Annotated in this window: 17 protein-coding genes, 4 pseudogenes and 1 riboswitch; of the genes and pseudogenes, 10 read left to right on the top strand and 11 right to left on the bottom strand. The window is 36.3% G+C overall.

Annotation, left to right across the window (positions count from 1 at the left end):
- The first annotated feature begins 21 nt into the window (after window positions 1-21).
- A riboswitch (SAM riboswitch) is annotated at window positions 22-128 on the top strand.
- 56 nt (window positions 129-184) lie between these two features.
- The 6 genes and pseudogenes from mtnW to ACEWFJ_RS08435 form a co-directional block, all read left to right on the top strand.
- Window positions 185-1,132 (top strand): annotated as a pseudogene (mtnW, locus tag ACEWFJ_RS08460) (2,3-diketo-5-methylthiopentyl-1-phosphate enolase); the annotation flags it as partial.
- The gene (locus ACEWFJ_RS08455) at window positions 1,087-1,434 is read left to right on the top strand and encodes a RuBisCO large subunit C-terminal-like domain-containing protein (protein ID WP_473692400.1); all 348 of its coding nucleotides are present in this window, start codon (window positions 1,087-1,089) and stop codon (window positions 1,432-1,434) included. The pseudogene mtnW and the gene ACEWFJ_RS08455, both read left to right, overlap by 46 nt.
- Window positions 1,431-2,090, top strand: a complete 660-nt coding sequence (locus ACEWFJ_RS08450; RefSeq protein ID WP_473691547.1) for a 2-hydroxy-3-keto-5-methylthiopentenyl-1-phosphate phosphatase — start codon at window positions 1,431-1,433, stop codon at window positions 2,088-2,090. The genes ACEWFJ_RS08455 and ACEWFJ_RS08450 overlap by 4 nt, the downstream gene beginning before the upstream one ends.
- Window positions 2,087-2,725 carry a methylthioribulose 1-phosphate dehydratase gene (locus ACEWFJ_RS08445; protein ID WP_473691545.1) on the top strand — a complete coding sequence of 213 codons (639 nt, stop codon included), beginning with the start codon at window positions 2,087-2,089 and terminating at the stop codon, window positions 2,723-2,725. Before ACEWFJ_RS08450 ends, ACEWFJ_RS08445 begins: the two co-directional genes overlap by 4 nt.
- On the top strand, window positions 2,703-3,215 hold the full coding sequence (locus ACEWFJ_RS08440) for a cupin domain-containing protein (protein ID WP_473691543.1): 513 nt from the start codon (window positions 2,703-2,705) through the stop codon (window positions 3,213-3,215). The genes ACEWFJ_RS08445 and ACEWFJ_RS08440 overlap by 23 nt, the downstream gene beginning before the upstream one ends.
- Window positions 3,216-3,458: 243 nt before the next feature.
- Window positions 3,459-3,737, top strand: a complete 279-nt coding sequence (locus ACEWFJ_RS08435) for a hypothetical protein (RefSeq protein WP_473691541.1) — start codon at window positions 3,459-3,461, stop codon at window positions 3,735-3,737.
- Window positions 3,738-3,765: 28 nt separating this feature from the next.
- Here the strand turns inward: ACEWFJ_RS08435 and ACEWFJ_RS08430 are convergent, their stop codons facing one another.
- The 4 genes and pseudogenes from ACEWFJ_RS08430 to ACEWFJ_RS08415 all read right to left on the bottom strand — a co-directional run bounded on the left by ACEWFJ_RS08430 (window position 3,766) and on the right by ACEWFJ_RS08415 (window position 7,492).
- Window positions 3,766-4,098, bottom strand: a complete 333-nt coding sequence (locus ACEWFJ_RS08430) for a DUF3909 family protein (protein ID WP_473691539.1) — start codon at window positions 4,096-4,098, stop codon at window positions 3,766-3,768.
- 4 nt (window positions 4,099-4,102) lie between these two features.
- On the bottom strand, window positions 4,103-4,993 hold the full coding sequence (locus ACEWFJ_RS08425; RefSeq protein ID WP_473691537.1) for an NAD(P)-dependent oxidoreductase: 891 nt from the start codon (window positions 4,991-4,993) through the stop codon (window positions 4,103-4,105).
- 4 nt (window positions 4,994-4,997) lie between these two features.
- Window positions 4,998-6,097: pseudogene (locus ACEWFJ_RS08420) on the bottom strand (serine hydrolase domain-containing protein).
- A 60-nt stretch (window positions 6,098-6,157) separates the two neighbouring features.
- On the bottom strand, window positions 6,158-7,492 hold the full coding sequence (locus tag ACEWFJ_RS08415) for a sensor domain-containing diguanylate cyclase (RefSeq protein WP_473692398.1): 1,335 nt from the start codon (window positions 7,490-7,492) through the stop codon (window positions 6,158-6,160).
- Between the two features lie 343 nt (window positions 7,493-7,835).
- On the opposite strand from ACEWFJ_RS08415, the gene ACEWFJ_RS08410 reads away from it, so the two are divergent.
- From ACEWFJ_RS08410 to ACEWFJ_RS08400, 3 genes are all read left to right on the top strand, one after another.
- Complete coding sequence (locus ACEWFJ_RS08410; RefSeq protein ID WP_473691535.1) at window positions 7,836-8,453, top strand: nitroreductase family protein; 618 nt, start codon at window positions 7,836-7,838, stop codon at window positions 8,451-8,453.
- Between the two features lie 221 nt (window positions 8,454-8,674).
- On the top strand, window positions 8,675-8,893 hold the full coding sequence (locus ACEWFJ_RS08405) for a hypothetical protein (RefSeq protein ID WP_253630315.1): 219 nt from the start codon (window positions 8,675-8,677) through the stop codon (window positions 8,891-8,893).
- 227 nt (window positions 8,894-9,120) lie between these two features.
- Window positions 9,121-9,441 (top strand): DUF3915 family protein, encoded by a 321-nt coding sequence (locus ACEWFJ_RS08400; RefSeq protein ID WP_473691533.1) that lies wholly within the window; start codon window positions 9,121-9,123, stop codon window positions 9,439-9,441.
- 468 nt (window positions 9,442-9,909) lie between these two features.
- Here ACEWFJ_RS08400 and ptsP read toward each other — a convergent pair whose 3' ends face one another.
- The 4 genes from ptsP to glcT form a co-directional block, all read right to left on the bottom strand.
- A complete protein-coding gene (gene ptsP / locus ACEWFJ_RS08395; RefSeq protein WP_473691531.1) occupies window positions 9,910-11,622 on the bottom strand; it encodes a phosphoenolpyruvate--protein phosphotransferase in 1,713 nt (570 codons plus the stop codon).
- A complete protein-coding gene (ptsH, locus tag ACEWFJ_RS08390; protein ID WP_020059386.1) occupies window positions 11,622-11,885 on the bottom strand; it encodes a phosphocarrier protein HPr in 264 nt (87 codons plus the stop codon). Before ptsH ends, ptsP begins: the two co-directional genes overlap by 1 nt.
- A gap of 136 nt (window positions 11,886-12,021) precedes the next feature.
- Window positions 12,022-14,082 (bottom strand): glucose-specific PTS transporter subunit IIBC, encoded by a 2,061-nt coding sequence (gene ptsG, locus ACEWFJ_RS08385; protein WP_473691528.1) that lies wholly within the window; start codon window positions 14,080-14,082, stop codon window positions 12,022-12,024.
- Between the two features lie 335 nt (window positions 14,083-14,417).
- Window positions 14,418-15,266 (bottom strand): glucose PTS transporter transcription antiterminator GlcT, encoded by an 849-nt coding sequence (gene glcT / locus ACEWFJ_RS08380; protein ID WP_473691525.1) that lies wholly within the window; start codon window positions 15,264-15,266, stop codon window positions 14,418-14,420.
- Window positions 15,267-15,431: 165 nt separating this feature from the next.
- Here glcT and ACEWFJ_RS08375 point away from each other — a divergent pair, with 165 nt between their 5' ends.
- Window positions 15,432-16,250 carry an HAD family hydrolase gene (locus ACEWFJ_RS08375; RefSeq protein ID WP_473691522.1) on the top strand — a complete coding sequence of 273 codons (819 nt, stop codon included), beginning with the start codon at window positions 15,432-15,434 and terminating at the stop codon, window positions 16,248-16,250.
- A gap of 128 nt (window positions 16,251-16,378) precedes the next feature.
- On the opposite strand, the pseudogene phnF reads toward ACEWFJ_RS08375, so the two are convergent.
- The 3 genes and pseudogenes from phnF to nagA all read right to left on the bottom strand — a co-directional run bounded on the left by phnF (window position 16,379) and on the right by nagA (window position 18,968).
- Window positions 16,379-17,108: pseudogene (gene phnF / locus ACEWFJ_RS08370) on the bottom strand (phosphonate metabolism transcriptional regulator PhnF).
- A complete protein-coding gene (locus ACEWFJ_RS08365) occupies window positions 17,038-17,826 on the bottom strand; it encodes a glucosamine-6-phosphate deaminase (protein ID WP_429719805.1) in 789 nt (262 codons plus the stop codon). The pseudogene phnF and the gene ACEWFJ_RS08365 overlap by 71 nt, the downstream one beginning before the upstream one ends.
- Window positions 17,827-18,968 (bottom strand): annotated as a pseudogene (gene nagA, locus ACEWFJ_RS08360) (N-acetylglucosamine-6-phosphate deacetylase). It abuts the gene before it with no gap.
- Window positions 18,969-18,984 lie beyond the last annotated feature (16 nt).

Below are 18,984 nucleotides of genomic sequence, written 5' to 3'. Positions count from 1 at the left end.
AATTAAAACATTTCCGAATACTTCTTATCAAGAGCAGGTGGAGGGACGAGCCCGATGAAACCCGGCAACCGACCTATTTTATATAGGCACGGTGCTAATTCTCGCAGCATTAAGCTGACAGATAAGGAGCTGGTTGTAAAAACCTCTCCTTAGCTGAGAGGTTTTTTTATTCAACTAGGAGGTTATGAAAATGAGCGGAATAACAGCGACATATTTAATTCATGATGATTCTCAAAATTTAATTCAAAAGGCAGAGCAAATCGCCCTCGGCTTAACAGTTGGTTCATGGACACACTTACCCCAATTACTACAAGAACAATTAAAACAACATAAAGGCTCAGTCATTAGCGTAGAAGAATTAGAAGATAATGAAAAAATAAATATATACCTTGATAAAAAAGTAAAACGCGGTCTTATTAAAATTCATTATCCATCTGCTAACTTTAGTACCGACTTACCAGCGATTTTTACAACTGTTTTCGGAAAGCTATCACTGGATGGAGAAATTAAATTAATTGATTTGACATTTTCTGATGATATAAAAAAATGTTTTCCAGGTCCTAAATTTGGTATCGATGGAATACGAAACACCTTGAATGCTCACGATCGCCCTCTTCTCATGAGTATTTTTAAAGGAATGATTGGCCGTAATATCGGTTATTTAAAAACACAGCTTCGCGACCAAGCAAGCGGTGGTGTAGACATTGTAAAAGATGATGAAATTTTATTTGATAATCCGTTAACACCACTTTCTGAACGTATTCGAGCCGGAAAAGAAGTATTGCAGTCCGTATACGAAACATATGGTCATAAGACGTTATATGCTGTTAATTTATCTGGACGGACTTATGATTTAAAAGAAAAAGCAAAACAAGCAGTTGCAGCCGGAGCTGATGTATTACTCTTCAATGTATTTGCTTATGGACTTGATGTTTTACAAGCATTAGCTGAAGACGATGATATTTCTATCCCAATCATGGCACATCCAGCAATAAGCGGTTCTTACATAGCATCTGAATTATACGGATTTTCCTCATCCTTATTACTTGGTAAGTTACTTCGCTATGCAGGTGCAGATTTCTCACTATTTCCATCACCTTATGGAACTGTCGCTTTAAAAAAGAAGAGGCACTTTATTTATCAAAAGCGCTTACAGATGAAAACGAACCATTTAAACGCAGCTTTCCAGTTCCATCTGCTGGGATTCATCCAGGACTTGTTCCTCTTCTTATTCGTGATTTTGGTGGACAATGTGTCATTAATGCTGGTGGGGGTATTCACGGGCACCCTTCTGGCGCACAGGGAGGCGGAAAAGCGTTTCGATCTGCCATCGATGCAACGCTAACAAACATGCCTCTTCATGAGGTTAATGATCCTAATTTACAATCCGCCTTGCGTTTATGGGGCAATCCTTCTGGAGAGGTGAAGGCATGAGTATTCAAATTTTTTGCGATTTCGATGGCACAATTACAAATAACGATAATATTGTTGCCATTATGGAAAAGTTTGCACCACCAGAAGCGGAAACAATTAAACAAAAAATTTTATCACAAGAACTTTCTATTCAAGAAGGTGTTGGAAAACTTTTTTCTCTATTACCTACAAGTTTACAAAATGAGATTACAACTTTCATAAAAAAGACTGCTGTCATTCGTTCTGGTTTTGAAGAATTCGTACAGTTTGTCCAAACAAAGAACATCTCACTTCATATTATATCAGGAGGAATGGACTTTTTCGTTTATCCTCTTCTTGAAGAACTTATAGATTCTAATCAAATTTACTGTAATGCAACTGATTTTTCGGGTAAAACAGTTCAAGTAAACTGGCCATATCCATGTGATGAGCATTGCGAAAATGAATGTGGTCTTTGTAAATCAACACTTATTCGCAATTTAAGTTCACAAAATGATTTTAAAATCATAATTGGTGATTCTATTACAGATTTACAAGCAGCAAAGCTTGCTGACAAGGTATTTGCTCGTGACTTTCTTATTACAAAATGTAAAGAACATCACATTTCTTATACACCGTTTGAAACATTTCACGATATACAAAGCGAAGTGAAGCAATTGTTGGAGGTGATAAAGTGAAACAACTATTTCGTCAATGGCAAGAACTGAGTGAACTGAAAAAAGAATTAACCGACCGGAACTGGTTTCCAGCAACAAGTGGAAATATTTCAATAAAAGTGAGTGACAATCCACTTACCTTTCTCATTACAGCAAGCGGAAGAGATAAAACAAAAACAACACCAGATGACTTTCTGTTAGTTGATCAAAATGGTAATCCTGTTTTAGAAACAGATTTACGTCCTTCTGCAGAAACATTGTTGCACACTCACATTTATAATCATACAAACGCTGCATGCGTCTTGCACGTTCATACAACCGATAACAATGTCATTACAAATGTACACGAAAAAGAAGTTGTGTTCTGTAATCAAGAAATTATTAAAGCACTCAATATTTGGGAAGAAGGAGCTTCTATTCGTATTCCAATCATTGAAAATTACGCTCATATTCCAACGTTAGGTGAGCAATTCCGCAATCATATTCGCGAAGATGCAGGAGCTATTTTAATTCGCAATCATGGTATTACAGTATGGGGAAAAGATAGCTTTGATACAAAAAAGAGATTAGAAGCATACGAGTTTCTATTCCAATTTCATATTAAACTATTATCAATTAAAGGAGGCATTCAACATGGTGCAAATTCGTATTCATGAAGTTAACACTCATATTGAAAAAGAAATAGAAGTACAACAGTTTTTACAAGATGAAGATGTTTTGTATGAGAAATGGGATATTACAAAACTTCCTGTTCATTTACAAGAAAACTATGCATTAACTAATGAAAATAAGAAAGAAATTTTAGAAGTATTCGCAGAAGAAATTGCTGATGTTTCTAAGCGCCGCGGCTATCAAGCGAGCGATGTCATCTCACTTTCTCATGCAACACCGAATCTAGATGAATTGTTAGTAAACTTTAAACAAGAGCACCATCATATTGATGATGAGGTTCGCTTTATTGTTAGCGGACATGGCATTTTTGCCATTCAAGGAAAAGACGGTCGTTTCTTTGATATTGAACTTGAACCAGGCGATTTAATTTCGGTTCCTGAAAACACGAGACATTACTTTACACTTCAAGATGATCGTCAAGTTGTCGCAATTCGTATTTTTGTGACAACTGAAGGTTGGGTTCCTATTTACTAAGGTAGTACGTTGAATAAAAGGAATGGATTCCCCTTTTTCTTCCTTTTATTCACTCTACATATATACATCCTCCTATAGACAGGTTTATCTCTATTCAGGAGATAAACCTGCATTTTTTGTTGAATAATTTTTTACAATTTTATGAACATTTTGTGAACTTTTTCTGAATATTCTGTTTAAAATGTGTTATAATACAAATAATAGAAAAAACAAGTGGAATTGTAAAAAGGAGGAAGGGAATATATGGAGTTAATTTTAGCCATTCTTTTCGGTGTCGTTTGCGGGTCTATACCTGCTGTTGTGGGAGCTATTATGGAGGAATTAGAAGTTGGTATGATTGGTTTTGTCGCATCTTCTGTAAGCGCTTTATTCTTTGGTTTATATGGTGCAATTCCTGTTTGTTTACTGTTTGCACTATATATATTACGTCATTCTCGCACAAAACGATTTACTCGAACTAGAATGGGTGAAGTCATTCCCTTTCCAATTGAAAAAGCACGCCGAGCAACAGGTCTTTCCTAAATAAAAAAGTCCTCATATGAGGACTTTTTTATTTATTTTCTTCTAAAAATTGAAATAGCTCCTGTAAATGAAGTGCATCCTCTCCATAACTAACCGAAACATAAAATTTCCCGTCTACTTCTGCATTCATATATAAATCAATGAGATCACGTTCGTACTTTAACGCTAAATAAAATTCCATCTCTTCTAGCATTTCTTTCGTTGTTCGAATGACATAACGACTTGTTTCATCTCTACCATATTCAAATACCGGTTCAAAACTATACTTCTTTTTAAACGCAGCCAGTTGCTTATCATTAATATAAATTGTTTCTGCGCGCTGTACCGTATCAATGATATTATCAAATTTCTCTAAACCCATACACTCACTCCTTTATGTATCGTTTATATAATGCCTGTGTTCCGCTATTTTCTTCACCGTCTTGCATCAATTGTTCATATAATTCTCGCGCAAGAGCTAAGCCAGGCGCAGATAACCCAAGTTGTTCTGCTTCTGCTAACGCAATTTTCATATCCTTAATAAAATGTTTCACGTAAAATCCTGGTTCAAAATCACCTTGTAACATGCGCGGTGCTAAATTACTTAATGACCAGCTACCTGCTGCACCAGTAGAAATACTTTGTAACACTTTTTCTGGATGTAAACCTGCCTTTTTTGCATAAGCAAGTGCTTCACATACACCAAGCATATTAGATGCAATCGCAATTTGGTTGCACATTTTTGTATGTTGGCCACTACCTGCATTTCCTTGCAATATAATGTTTTTACCTAACAATTCAAATAACGGCAAGCATGCTTCATATACTTCTTCATCCCCACCGATCATAATCGCAAGGCTTCCTTCTTTTGCTCCGATATCTCCGCCCGATACGGGGGCATCTAATACATGAATTCCCTTGTTCTTCCCTTCTTCATAAATACGTTTCGCAAGAGTTGGTGTTGATGTTGTAAAGTCAATTGTAATCGTCCCTCGTTCTGCATGAGTAAGAATCCCCTCTGCACCAAAGTATACTTCTTCCACATCATGTGGATAACCAACCATAGTCATTACAACATCTACTGTTCTTGCAATTTCCTTAGGAGAATCACACCAGTACGCACCTTCTTCAATCAAAGCTGCTGTTTTTTCTTTTGTACGATTATATACATAAACAGTATAACCAGCTTTTAATAAATGACGCACCATACTTTTTCCCATAACACCTGTACCAACAAAACCAATAGAAGCTGGTGGCAATATCTGCTTCTGCTTCATCTTCTCATCCCCTTTTCTCTAATAAATCACTCACAAGTTTACGAAATTCATTATTAAACTCATCATCAATTCCATTTTGCACATTTGAGAATTCAATTACAAATAATTGTTTATCCCAATTAAAATTGTTAAATGTATTCCATCCCGAAAGTACACCATGATTATGATAATAATCTGGATATATATATAAGCTAAATGCATATTTTTTTCTGAAGATGGTGTTAGCATTAATTTTAAGCTTTCAGCAGAGATAAGCTTCCCTGTCATAATTGCTTCATCTAACTTTTTCATATCATGCACCGTTGTATACATCTCTCCGCATCCATATAACCAATTCATTGCTAATTTAGGCGCTAGCACAAGTTCATTCTCTTTCTTTTTATATCCTTTTGAAAAATTCACATCTCCTGCTGGTGTCTCTCCCATACCTGACTCTGTCATTCCCGCGGGAATAAAGATATGATCTGTAACGTATTGTGCTACAGATTGTCCCGAGTTTTTTTCTAGAATATAAGCTAGCAACATATAATTATAATCTGAATATAACCAGCCACTTCCAGGTTGAAAAGCAGTTGACTGTTGTCCAATCCATGTCACTAAATTAAGACGGGATGCCGCATTGACTTTCCCTTTTCCATGATCAGGGAGTCCCGATGTATGCGTTAATAAATGGTACAACGTAATATTTTTATTAGCAGGAAAAGAAGGAATATATTTATTCACGTTATCCTGTATATTTATTTTTCCTTGTTCTTGCAACTGTAGAATCGACACCGCAATTGTCGTTTTTGTAATAGAACCAATTCGATATTTTGTTTGCGGCGTATTTTCAATTTGTTTTTGTACATCCGCATAGCCATACCCTTTATCTAATATTGTACGGCCTTGATACGAAACGAGAACCGAGCCATTAAATTGTTTATCTTTTAAATATTGTTCTAGTTTTTGTGCAACAGCCGTATAATCAATTTCTTTTTCTCTTTCTTTTATTGTATCAGTAGAGGGTATTGTTTTTATTGACTTTGCTTCTTTTTTAGCAGGTACTTTAAAAAAGAAATAGCTCCCAACTAATATAATAGAAAGAAAAAAATAATTGCACTCCATAACGTCTTCATTTCTAAAAATCCTCCATCGCATCTTAAATAATTGTTCCTCCCTTCACCATTATCCGACAATAAAAAAAATCGCAACAATTTGTTGCGAAAATATGTTACATTTTTTTCTATATAAGCATACTTGATTTTTCCCCTTGTTCTTCGCTTCATATAATGCAACATCCGCTCGATGCATCAATATTTCTTTCGTAATTCCATTTTCGTATGCAGAAACACCAAAGCTTGCTGTGATATTTGAAATTCCAGAAAATTTTTTTGTTTCGATAAAAAATCGAAGCGATTCCGCAATTTGAAATGCTTCTTTTTCTGTTGTATGAGACAAAAAAATAATAAATTCTTCTTCGCTCCACCGTGCAAAAACATGATGCGGCTGTAATTTTGCTGTCACAAGTTCCGCTAGTTGTACCAATGCTAAATCTCCAAAATCATGACCATATGTGTCATTTACTTTTTTGAAATCATCAAGATCAAATAAAATCAGAGCAAATGATTGGCTCATTCGTATAGCAGTTTCCCAGCCTTGTGAAAATAGTCTTTGAAACTTCAACCGATTATAAATATTTGTTAAGGAATCAATTGTTGCTAAGCGCTCTTGTTCTTTATACTCTTCTTCTAACTCTGTAATATCTGTACATGTAACGATGAATCTCGTTACATCATCCGGCAAAGGAGCAATACGTAACAAAAACACAGTTGCTTCTTCAGCCTCATTATACATTTTGATTTTTCTTGATTTCATTAAGCAATCATCAATCCACATTGTATCATTTTCTGCAATATAATACCCATTCTCCTCTGCAAAATGTTCAGCAAATGTCATGTGATGCTCATGATATGACATGAGATCTTCATATCCGAAGAAACGTAAAAAATTTGTATTGCAATCTATAATTTCATCATCTTCTACAATAAACAACAAATCATTCTGAAAATCAAATATCATTTGAAGTAGTTCTTGTTGTAATATAACTTGTTTTAACAATGACAATTCATACAAACTCTTTTGCACTTCAGAAAGTATAGATTGTGGCGTAATTGGAGGTAACACAATGTTTCGTACCCCAAGTTTAATAAGGTCAACAAGTTGAGATGTAACTTGTTCACTCCATACAATGATAAAAGAAATATCTGAAGTAAATAATTCTTTTACAAATTCAACTTGAGAAGAATGAGAAATGTATATAATTACGATTTGTGGTTGAACTTTTTCAAACAATATTTTCCCGTCCTTAAAACTATGTGCCAAAAACAAGCACTTTGGCTTTAATGTTGCAACTGTATGTTGTTGATTATGACCTTCTTCAATATACAATACATTCACATCGAGATCTTGTAATACATTTTGAAAAACTGTATGTTCCAATAAAAAATGCAGAATGTTCACCACTAGGTTTTCACTCACTTCATTTATCCCATTCTTACAAGCTTAAGAATCCCTTACGATAGAGTTCATCACTTATAAGAACTTGATTTGTTCAACAAACCATCACATGGCAGTTTCACGTTACATAAACCTTTTGAAGCCCTGTATCATCTTTTTATTGTATGACAACAATAAGTGAGACGTTTGTGCGAATATCTTCTTTTATTCATATCTTTTTTAAAACACTTGACAATAGAACTGCATATATTATATCCTTTTACAGTATCCACTTACAAAATGTAAGTTAAGAACATTTTTATATTCAACTCATTTACAAATAGAAACAAAGCTTGGAGGAATTATGATGACACAGCAAGATTTCTTTACTGTTTTATACGAACGTACATCTAATCGTGCTTTCAACCCTGAAAAAGAGATTTCAAAAGAGGAACTATATGATATTTTAAAAGCTGCTGGCCAAGCACCATCAGCATGGAATTTACAACACTGGAAATTCCTTGTATTCCAAGGAGAAGATGTACAACGCCGCTTACATCCAATTGCATATAATCAACAACAAATTCTTGATGCATCTGCAGTTGTCGCTATATTAGGTGACTTAGAAGCATATAAAAATGTTGATGCTGTATACGGTCCACTTGTAGAACAAGGACTTATGCAAGAAGAAGCAAAAAATCGTTTGGGACAAAATATTGAAGGTGCATATCAACGTGAACAATACCCACGTGATGCTGCATTCTCTAATGCATCTTTAGCAGCAATGCAACTTATGCTTGCAGCAAAAGCAACTGGTTGGGACACATGTGCAATTGGAGGTTTTAACCCGCAAGCATTAATGGAAGAGTTTAACGTGTCTTCTCGCTACCTTCCAATTATGTTAATTACAATTGGGGAATCTACATTAGAAGGTCACCCAGCACCACGCATGAGCGTAGAACAAGTAGCAGAATGGGCAAAATAAAATGAAACCTCCACTAATGGAGGTTTTTTCATTCCTCACTAATGGAAAGCTTTCACCAATCAGGCACGTGACAGCAGTTATTCTCCATCTATCTTCTTCACTTCTCTCTAAATATTAAGAGGGGATTACTACCTAGGAATAGCAGACTGTACTCTAAAGATGCTTTTTTGTTACAATTATGATACAATAGTAACAAATTGATAACAAGTGAGGGATTTTCGTTGAATTTATCTGGAAGCTTTATCGCAATATTGTGCTATCTAGTCACAGTACTACTTCTATACTTCGTTGGAGATATGACAAATATTGCGATGCTACAGTTTTCAAAAGAAACAGCGCTTCAGTCCGAAATTGGTCAGCATGCTGGCCGTTCCGTTGCACCACTACTATTAGCACTTCCTGTATATATTATTGTTTTATATAAAAGCAAAAAAATATAAAGACTGTCTTTATTAAAAAGAGGCAGTCTTTTTTCTATACATATCCGCTTATTGTCCAAACTCTCATTTCCCTCTTCTCATATGTTATAAGAAGAATAGCAACATTCTACCTAAAACATTTATTATTTTCCTGAAAAATAGGAAAAAATCTTAAAAAAATTCTTCACTGTGTCCAAACAAAGCATGTACCTAGAGCATATCTTATTAATGTGAAGGGGGTGAGAATTATGTTCGGATGTTTTGGATTTGATGACTGCGACCGCCGTAGCCGTGTACGCAGCGACCGCCGTGTACGCAGCGACCGCCGTTTTGACGACCGCCGTACTGGTCATAGAAATCGTTTTTGCAACGTTCTTAGAAACCTTGCAATCGGTACTTCAATCACTCTATTAACAATTAGAGATAATGGTACTTTCAATAACGTTGTATTTGAAGGCTTCTCAAATGGGGTAGCACTTTTCTCAGGAGCTACTTCAGGTGTAGTAGGAGCAACAACAGGTGGTTTATTACGTGTTTGCCCAGAAGATGTTGTAGCTATCGTTTTCTAATAGAAGTCATTACCTCCAGGAAAGCTATTGCTTTCCTGGTTTTATTTATCCCGCATTAACGGGCAGTAAGATCCCCATCTCAAGATTCAGAGAAAACGAAGAAGATAGGTGGGGGACAACTGCCCGTAAAAGCCCGATTGGTTCAACTAACCATCAGTGGAGGATGAAGCCCCCACTGATGGAAGTTTCACTTTATCCCGCATTAACAGGCAGTAAGATCCCCCTCAAGATTCAGAGAAAACGAAGAAGATAGGTGGGGGACAACTGCCCATAAAAGCCCGATTGGTTCAACTAACCATCAGTGGAGGATGAAGCCCCCACTGATGGAAGTTTCACTTTATCCCGCTATTCGCGGGTAGTAAAAGCTCAATTGGTTCGAAACAATTAGGATTAACTAAAAGATTTACAAAAAAATGTTTATTGTATGAAAAAACCTGAGACCGATTTCATTCAGCTCAGGTTTTTTCATTAAATGCTTTTTACAAGTTCTACTACTTCTTCAGCAGTTGACATATTTAAAGCTTTTTGTGCTAACTCTTCCATTTGCACTTTTGAAAGCTTACGAATTTGTGTTCTTGCTGGAAGAATAGATGTTGCACTCATGCTAAACTCATCTAATCCTAATCCAACTAATAACGGAATTGCTAAAGCATCTCCTGCCATCTCACCGCACATACCAGCCCATTTCCCTTCTTTATGGGTTGCATCAATCACCATTTTTACAAGACGTAAAATTGCTGGGTTATATGGTTGGTATAGGTAAGATACGCGTTCATTCATACGATCTGCTGCCATTGTGTATTGAATTAAATCATTTGTTCCGATAGAGAAGAAATCTACTTCTTTTGCAAATTGATCAGCTAATACCGCAGAAGCTGGGATTTCTACCATCATACCAACTTCAATGCTATCAGAAACAACTGTACCAGCTTGCACAAGTTTTTCTTTTTCTTCTAATAAAATTGCTTTTGCTTGACGGAATTCATCAAGAGTTGCAATCATCGGGAACATAATTTTTAAATTACCGTATACACTCGCACGAAGTAATGCACGTAATTGTGTACGGAAGATATCTTGTTCTTCTAAGCATAAGCGAATTGCACGGTAGCCTAAGAACGGGTTCATTTCTTTTGGTAAATGTAAGTATGGAAGCTCTTTATCGCCACCAATGTCAAGTGTACGAACAACAACCGGCTGACCTTCTCCTACACCTTCAAGAACAGCTTTGTATGCTTCAAATTGCTCTTCTTCTGTTGGAAGGTTGTCACGGCCCATGTACAAGAATTCTGTACGATATAGACCAACGCCTTCTCCACCGTTGTCAATAATACCTTTTACATCTTTTGGTGTACCGATGTTTGCTACAAGCTCAACGTGATGACCATCTGCCGTAACTGTTGCTTCATTCTTTAATTTTGCCCATTCTACTTTTTGCTCTTCAAATTGTGCTTTCTTTTCTTCATAAACACGAAGAGTCTCTTCAGATGGGTTTACAATTACTTCTCCATCTAAACCGTCGATGATTACGATGTCACCGTTTTGAATTTGCTCCATGACAATTTTTGTCCCAACAACAGCTGGGATTTCCATTGAACGAGCCATAATTGCAGAGTGAGACGTACGTCCACCAATATCAGTTGTGAAACCTTTTGCATATTTACGATTTAATTGTGCTGTATCAGACGGTGTTAAATCTTCTGCAATGATGATTACTTCTTCGGAGATTGTACTTGGGTTTGAGAAGTTAATTCCAAGTAAGTGTGCAATAACACGCTTTGTCACGTCGCGAATATCCGCTGCACGTTCTTTCATATACTCATTATCCATACTCTCAAACATAGTAATGAACATTGATGCAACTTCATCCATCGCAAATTCAGCGTTTGCTTTTTCGTTTTTCACTTTATCTTTTACTGGGTTTACTAGTTCTGGATCATTTAATACTAGTAAATGTGCTTCAAAGATTGCCGCTTTATCAGCTCCAAGCTCAGCAAAAGCATGATTTTTAATTGCTTCTAATTCAGACTTTGATTTCTCAAGCGCAGCTTCTAAGCGTGCGATTTCCGCAGCTTCATCCGTAATCGATTTCTTTGCAATATTAAATTCAGGATTTTCTAGACGGAACGCCTTTGCAATTGCAATACCACTTGACGCGGCGATCCCTTTAATGTTAAGAGTCATTATTCTCCTAATCCTTCGTTTTTCATAGTTTCTTCGATAGCTGCTACTGCTTGAGCTGCATCATCACCATTTGCAGTGATTTTGATTTCTGCGCCTTGTTGAATACCTAAAGACATAACACCCATGATTGATTTTAAATTTACTGTTTTGCCGTTATATTCTAAGTTAATGTCAGCACCAAATTTGCTTGCTGTGTTTACAAGTAAAGTTGCTGGACGAGCATGAATTCCTGAGTCGCTAGTTACTTTAAAGATTTTTTCCATAATGATCTATCTCCTTTAAACTACAGTATATTTTAAGTTGTATAGACGTGAGTACTACACTTTCTATTGTATATAATAGGCGATGCCTGGTCAACTACATCGCCTATTATAATTGTAAACATTTTGCGTCTAAATTTTACTGAATATCAATAACGCTTGTTTCACCTTTTTGGACATTACCTTGCTTTTTGATTTCAACTTTCTGTCCTTCTTGTAAGTTTGTGAAAACAATTGGCGTAATAATAGAAGGGGCATTTTCTTTTACAAATGCTATATCTACTTTCAATAAAGGCTGGCCTTGCGTTACTTTATCACCTTGAGAAACTAGTGCTTCAAAGCCTTCTCCATTCAATTTCACTGTATCAATACCGAAGTGAATTAAAATTTCTTTTCCGCCTTCAGATTGAATACCGATCGCATGTTTCGTTGGGAATACGTTCACAATTTCACCATTTACCGGAGAAACTACAGTTCCTTCCGCTGGTTCAATCGCAAATCCATCCCCCATCATTTTTCCGGAAAACACTTGATCTGGCACTTCTGTAATCGGTAAAATTTTACCTTCAATCGGAATCGCAATTACTTCATTTACATCTGCTTTTTGTACAGGCTCTTCTACTTTTGCAGGCGCTTCTTTTGGAACATGCACTGCACGACCTGCCATAATATCTTGAATTTGTGATTTTAACGTATCAGATTTTGGACCAAAGATCGCTTGAATATTGTTACCAACCTCAAGGACACCTGCTGCTCCAAGCTCTTTTAAACGATCTTTATTTACATCTTTTTGATCCTTTACTTGAACGCGTAAACGTGTAATACAAGCATCTAAAGAAGCGATGTTTTCTTTTCCGCCAAACGCTACTAAAATTTCACCTGGAAGCTCGCCTGCTTCTACTTTTCCTGCTCCTTCGACCTCTTCTACTACTTCACGACCTGGTGTTTTTAAATCCCATTTGCGAATTGCAAAGCGGAATCCGAAGTAGTAAATCACTGCTAGTACAAGACCAACAATAATTACCCACCACCATGCCGTACGGCCTGGTAAGACACCAAATAACATAAAGTCAATTAAGCCACCAGAGAATGTCATCCCGATCTTAACGTTTAAAAGTTGCATAGTCATAAATGATAAACCAGCAAATACTGCATGTATTCCAAATAGTACAGGTGCTACGAATAAGAATGAGAACTCAATCGGTTCTGTAATACCTGTTAAGAAAGATGTTAACGCAGCAGATCCTAAAATACCAGCTGCCATTTTTTTGTTTTCCGGACGTGCTTCATGATACATTGCTAATGCTGCTGCTGGAAGACCGAACATCATGAACGGATATTTACCTGTTGTAAATGTACCAGCTGTTAATGTGACACCATCTTTTAATTGTGCCATGAAAATCTTTTGGTCACCGTGGATAACGTCACCTGCTGCATTTGTATATGAACCGAACTCAAACCAGAACGGCGCATAGAAAATATGATGCAGCCCGAACGGAATTAAAGACCGCTCAATCAAACCAAATATAAATGCTGCTAGCGTTTTATTTGCATCAATCATTTGATGTGAAAACGTATTTAAAGCACCTTGAATTGGTGGCCAAACAAAGCACATTACAATCCCTAAAAGTACAGAGAATGTTGCTGTTGCAATTGGTACGAAACGCTTACCAGCAAAGAATCCTAAATATGATGGCAATTCGATGTTGTAGTATTTGTTATAGCAATATGCCGCTAATATCCCGACAATAATACCACCAAACACTCCTGTTTGAAGCGTTGGAATGCCTAATACATTTGCATAAGATGGATCTGTAAAACCAGTTTTAACTGGAACTTTATCACTTACAATTGTGACAAATTTATCTACTCCTAGGAAGACGCTCATCGTTTTATTCATAATTAAATATCCAACGAAGGCTGCTAATCCAGCTACTCCGTCTCCGTTTGATAACCCGATGGCAACCCCTACTGCGAATAATAATGCAAGGTTTGCGAAAATAATATCACCAGATTGTTCCATAATTTTTGCAACTAGAACAAACCAGTCTGCTTTTAAAGCAGGAACTAAATTTGTTAACTGTGGATTTTGAAATGCATTACCAAATCCAAGTAAAATACCTGCCGCCGGAAGGATAGCAACTGGAAGCATCAATGCTTTTCCGACTTTTTGAAGAACACCAAAAATCTTTTTAAACATTTGGATTCTTCCTCCCTTTCTTTTTTATTTTTATTTTCGGCAAATGCAAAAAGGCATGAGTTAAAAAAAGGTAGAAAATAGCTATCAAGGAGTAGTATGTCCCTTTCAACAGCTACCATTCCAACCTCTTCTTCACTCATGCCTGATCGAATCAGTAACACGTGTCGAATCGTAATGAAATAAGTGCGATATTCAATTCACGCAAACGTTTCCGTTTATCGATGCGCAACATTTGTCGAAAATAATAACTTTCTGTAAGATTATTATACATAAGTCATGTAAGCGATTCAACAACTTTTTTTAACGTTTACATTTTCGACAAAATCAAACAATTTCTACATTTCTTCTACCTTCACTAAACGCTGTAAGTGCATCGTTAAATAAATCGATTCTGCTTCATACACGGGCAGTTGCAATTGATTTTGCATTACTTTAACAAGTTTCCATGCCAAATTATAGCACTCTGGAAATTCAGCTTTTAAAAGGTCTGCAAAATGTTGTGATTCTTCCACTTGTTCACCATTTTTCACACGTTCAATCGCGTATTGCAAATGCCGAACAAGACGTAAATAATGAATGCTCTCTTTGTCTAACACGACCTGTAGATTTTCTTCAATTAAAGAGACGAGATGAGCAATCAATCTAGAATTTTGATTAATAGAAGACACCTCAGAGTTTGTAATAGAACTATAAATATGCAATGCGATAAATCCAATCTCCCCTTCTGGAAGATGAATATTTAAGCGAGAGTTAATTAATTCTACAACTTCCTCTGCAATTTTATATTCATTTGGATACAGCACTTTCGTTTCCACTAAAAATGGATTGTCTACTGTAAATCCTTGCTTTAATCGCTTAATTGCAAAAGCAATATGATCCGTTAAAGCAATATGAATATGCTCATTTAACGGTGTATCTACTCGATCTTGAATATAAAACATAAGATCATTCATTAATTCTATTAACTTCTCGCTCACATGCGGAACAAGTAGTTTATATTGTTCACGCTCACGTTCATTTGTTAACACAAACATTTTTTCAATCTGTTCTACTTGTAACATTTCTTTTGCTTTTTTGCCAAACCCAATTCCCTTTCCAATGACAACTACTTCTTCATGTTCTGGATGGGCAGCAATAATAACATTATTATTTAAAACTTTTTTAATTTCGAGACAATTATTCATACAACACCACCCTTGCGCGTAAAAAGGTCTTCTTTCATGTTACAGAACAATCTTATTTTTCGTCAATGTAAAACATCTACCATTTTGAAAATGTCGTTTTTTAGACATGATTGTATGAGATGCGTATAATGTAAAGATATACGTCTAGTAGAAAGGAGCAACACCATGATTAAAATGTTCATAAGCGATATTGATGGCACAATGATGCAACACGGAGGTGTAATCGATGAACAAGATATAGATGCACTGCGTAGCCTTGCTGATCAAAATATAATCCTTTGTTTCGCTTCTGGAAGACTTGATAATGAAATTGCCGAGTTAATGAACAAAGTTGACATGAACTTTCATCGTATTAGCGTGAATGGTGTATTTGTATATACACACGAAAATAAACAATTGTTATCAGCAACATTTGATTCTACTATTTTACCAGAGCTGTTGTCTATAACAAATAAAAAACCATTCTTTCGTTATGTAAGTGATGAATATAATTATTATATTGAGGAAAAAACACCGTTTATTCATGAGCTCGAAAAGCAAGTAAAAATGACTTCCGTTGCAGAACCAAATTTGCTCGAAAAAATCGATAAAACAATTTTCCCAAATAAAATTTCAGTTGGGGGTACCAAAGAAGATTTAGTTACTCTTCAAAAGAAAATTGATGAAAACTTTAAAGGGAAAGTAAGCACCTTTATTTCTGCCGAGCAGTGTTTAGATGTTATGCCACATAACATTAGTAAAGGTTCTGCTATTTCTGTCTTATTAGAGGAATTTAACATTCAGCCTAATGAAATAGCTTGTATTGGTGATTCCTACAATGATATCCCAATGTTTGCCTTAACACCTCATAGCTTTGCGATGGCAGGTGCAGATGATGAAGTCAGACAACACGCAACTCATACTGTTCCTTCTGTTAAAGATGCGATTGAATATGTTCTTCATTATAATAATGAAGAATATAAAAATACGACTCACTCCTTATAAGGATGAGTCGTATTTTTATCCCGCTATTCGCGGGCAATAAAAGCCCGATTGGTGAGAGCTTTCCATCAGTGCGGAATGCCCCCACTGGTGGAAGTTTCACTTTATTTCACTACATAAAACATTATGTTCTACTTATTGCGTGAAATATTTGTAATAAACTTATAACGATCTCCTCTGTAAATACACTTTACGTATTCCAGCGGCAACTCACCTTCTGCATACGACCATTGTCTCATTACAAGCACAGGTGCTTTCTTCGGAATATGAAGATGCGCAGCCTCTTCATCCGTTGCAATAGATGCTTCAATAGATTGCGTAGCACGAACTAGCTTAAAGCCTAGTTTTTTCTAAGTGCTCATACAATGATTGCTGCAAAATTTCTTCATTAATATCTTTTACAAGAGATGGTGACAAATACGTTGTCTCAAACGCAATTGGTTCCTCGTCAGCTAAGCGAATACGTCTCACTTCGTAAACTGATTCTCCCTCTTGAATTCTAAGCCTGTCTGCTACTTTAGCAGTAGCCGGAACAAGTTGAAAGCTTAATAGCGCACTACTAGGTTTCATTCCACGAGAGAGCATATCCTCCGTAAATCCAGTCATGCCTTGTAACTTTTGTTCAACTTTCGGAAGTTGTACAAAAGTTCCAATTCCACGCTTTCGATATAAATATCCTTGTTCAACTAAATTATTAATTGCCTGTCTGATTGTCATTCGACTTACTTCAAACTTATCACATAATTCATTTTCAGATGGAATTTTATCTCCCGGCTTCCATTCACCGTCTTCAATTAGTTGCTTCACCCACTCTTGAATCTGATAATAGATCGGAAATGGTGAATACTTGTCGATGTTCATCAGCAATCGCCTCACTGCATAAAGATAGAGCTTCTTGATCTGCGATTACGGTTACATTTGGATGACGTTGTAAAACTGTAGCCGGACAACCTTCGTTTACGTTCCCTTGTAGCATTTCCTTAATCGCTTCTGCTTTTTTCAAGCCAGAAACAACAAGTAAAATTTGTTTCGCTTTCATAATGCTACCAATTCCCATTGTAATTGCATGAGTTGGCACATCTTCTTCTTTTTCGAAGAAACGACGGTTTGCTTGACGGGTAGATTCTGTTAACTCAACAATGTTAGTTACAGAATCAAATGGTGTTCCCGGCTCATTAAATCCGATGTGACCGTTTTCACCGATTCCAAGAATTTGCAAATCAACTGGATTGGCATCAATAATGCTTTCATAACGTTTACATTCCTCTTGTAAATCGCCTGCCATTCCATTTGGTACATAAGTTTCTTTAAATGGAAGATGATCAAACAACTGTTCTTGCATAAAGTAATGATAGCTGTTTTTGTCTTCATGTGGTAAATTTACGTACTCATCTAAGTTTACAGTGGTTACACAGCTTGTATCAAGTTTATTTTTTCTCATTAATACGTAAATTCCCAATGGAGAGCTTCCTGTAGCCATTCCTAGCACTGGACTTTCTTTTGATTTTACAATTTGTTCAATTAATTTATAACCTGCTTCCGCTAATGCTTCTGGAGTTTTTACAACAACGATATTCATTTATTTCCCCTCTTTCATATGAGCTCCTAATCGAACTGTATCTTGTACATATAAATCTTTAGACATAATAACAAAATCTGCATTTTTTCCTGTTTCTAAAGCACCCTTATTTACTAATCCAAATTCTTCAGCTTGATTAATTGATGTCATAAGAACTGCTTCTTCAACAGAACATCCAGTAAACGCAATCACGTTACGAAACGCTTGATCCATCGTTAAAATGCTGCCTGCTAATGTGCCATCTTCTAATCGCGCACTGCCATTTTTTACAATAACCGGTTGTCCACCAAGTTCATATAATCCATCTGCTAATCCTTTTGCACGCATCGCATCTGTAATGACACTCACTTTTTTAGGTCCTTTTAATTTATATGCCAATTTCACCATATCCGGATGAATATGAATACCATCTGTAATCACTTCAACCATTACATCTGGGTTTAATAACACATGACCAACTACACCCGGCTCACGATGATGCAAACCACGCATTTGATTATAAAGGTGAGTTGCATGTGTAATATTTCTACCTGTTAATTGCTCATCAGTTGCATCTGTATGTCCGATCGTACCGATAATCCCAGTTTCCGCGAGGTATTGTTCAAACTCACGCGCACCTTCTTCTTCAGGAGCATATGTTACCAGTTTAATTAAATTTCCGCTTGCTTCTTGCCATTGTTTAAATTGTTCAATATTTGCAGGAACAATGTACTCGAGCGGCTGTGCACCTGCACGTTTTTTTGAAACGTACGGGCCTTCTAAATGAATATATTCAAAATGCGCACCTTTTCCCTTCGCTTCTTTTGCAGCACTTAGAGCCGCTTCAATTGCTTCAGGAGACTGTGTCATTGTTGTTGGAAAAAAGTTGTAACTCCTTCTTGTAACATCTGTTTGCCGAGAGTTACTAATCCGTCGCTATTTGCATCCATTGCATCAATATTGTATCCACCGTGAATATGAATATCAATCATTCCTGGAATTACAAGATTCCCTGTTATATCATGAATCTCTTCATTTTCTTTTGGTACATACTGAGCCATCAATCCCAGTTCTTGAATTTGATCTGTGTAACGAATAAAACCGTTTTCTAGCACTTCATGACCTGTATAAATTTTGGCATTGATGACAACTTGCGTTTTCATTTCCATCGTCCTTTCC

The organism is Bacillus sp. EA-CB0995 (genome assembly GCF_055814245.1).
This window is presented reverse-complemented; position numbering and strand designations above follow the sequence as displayed.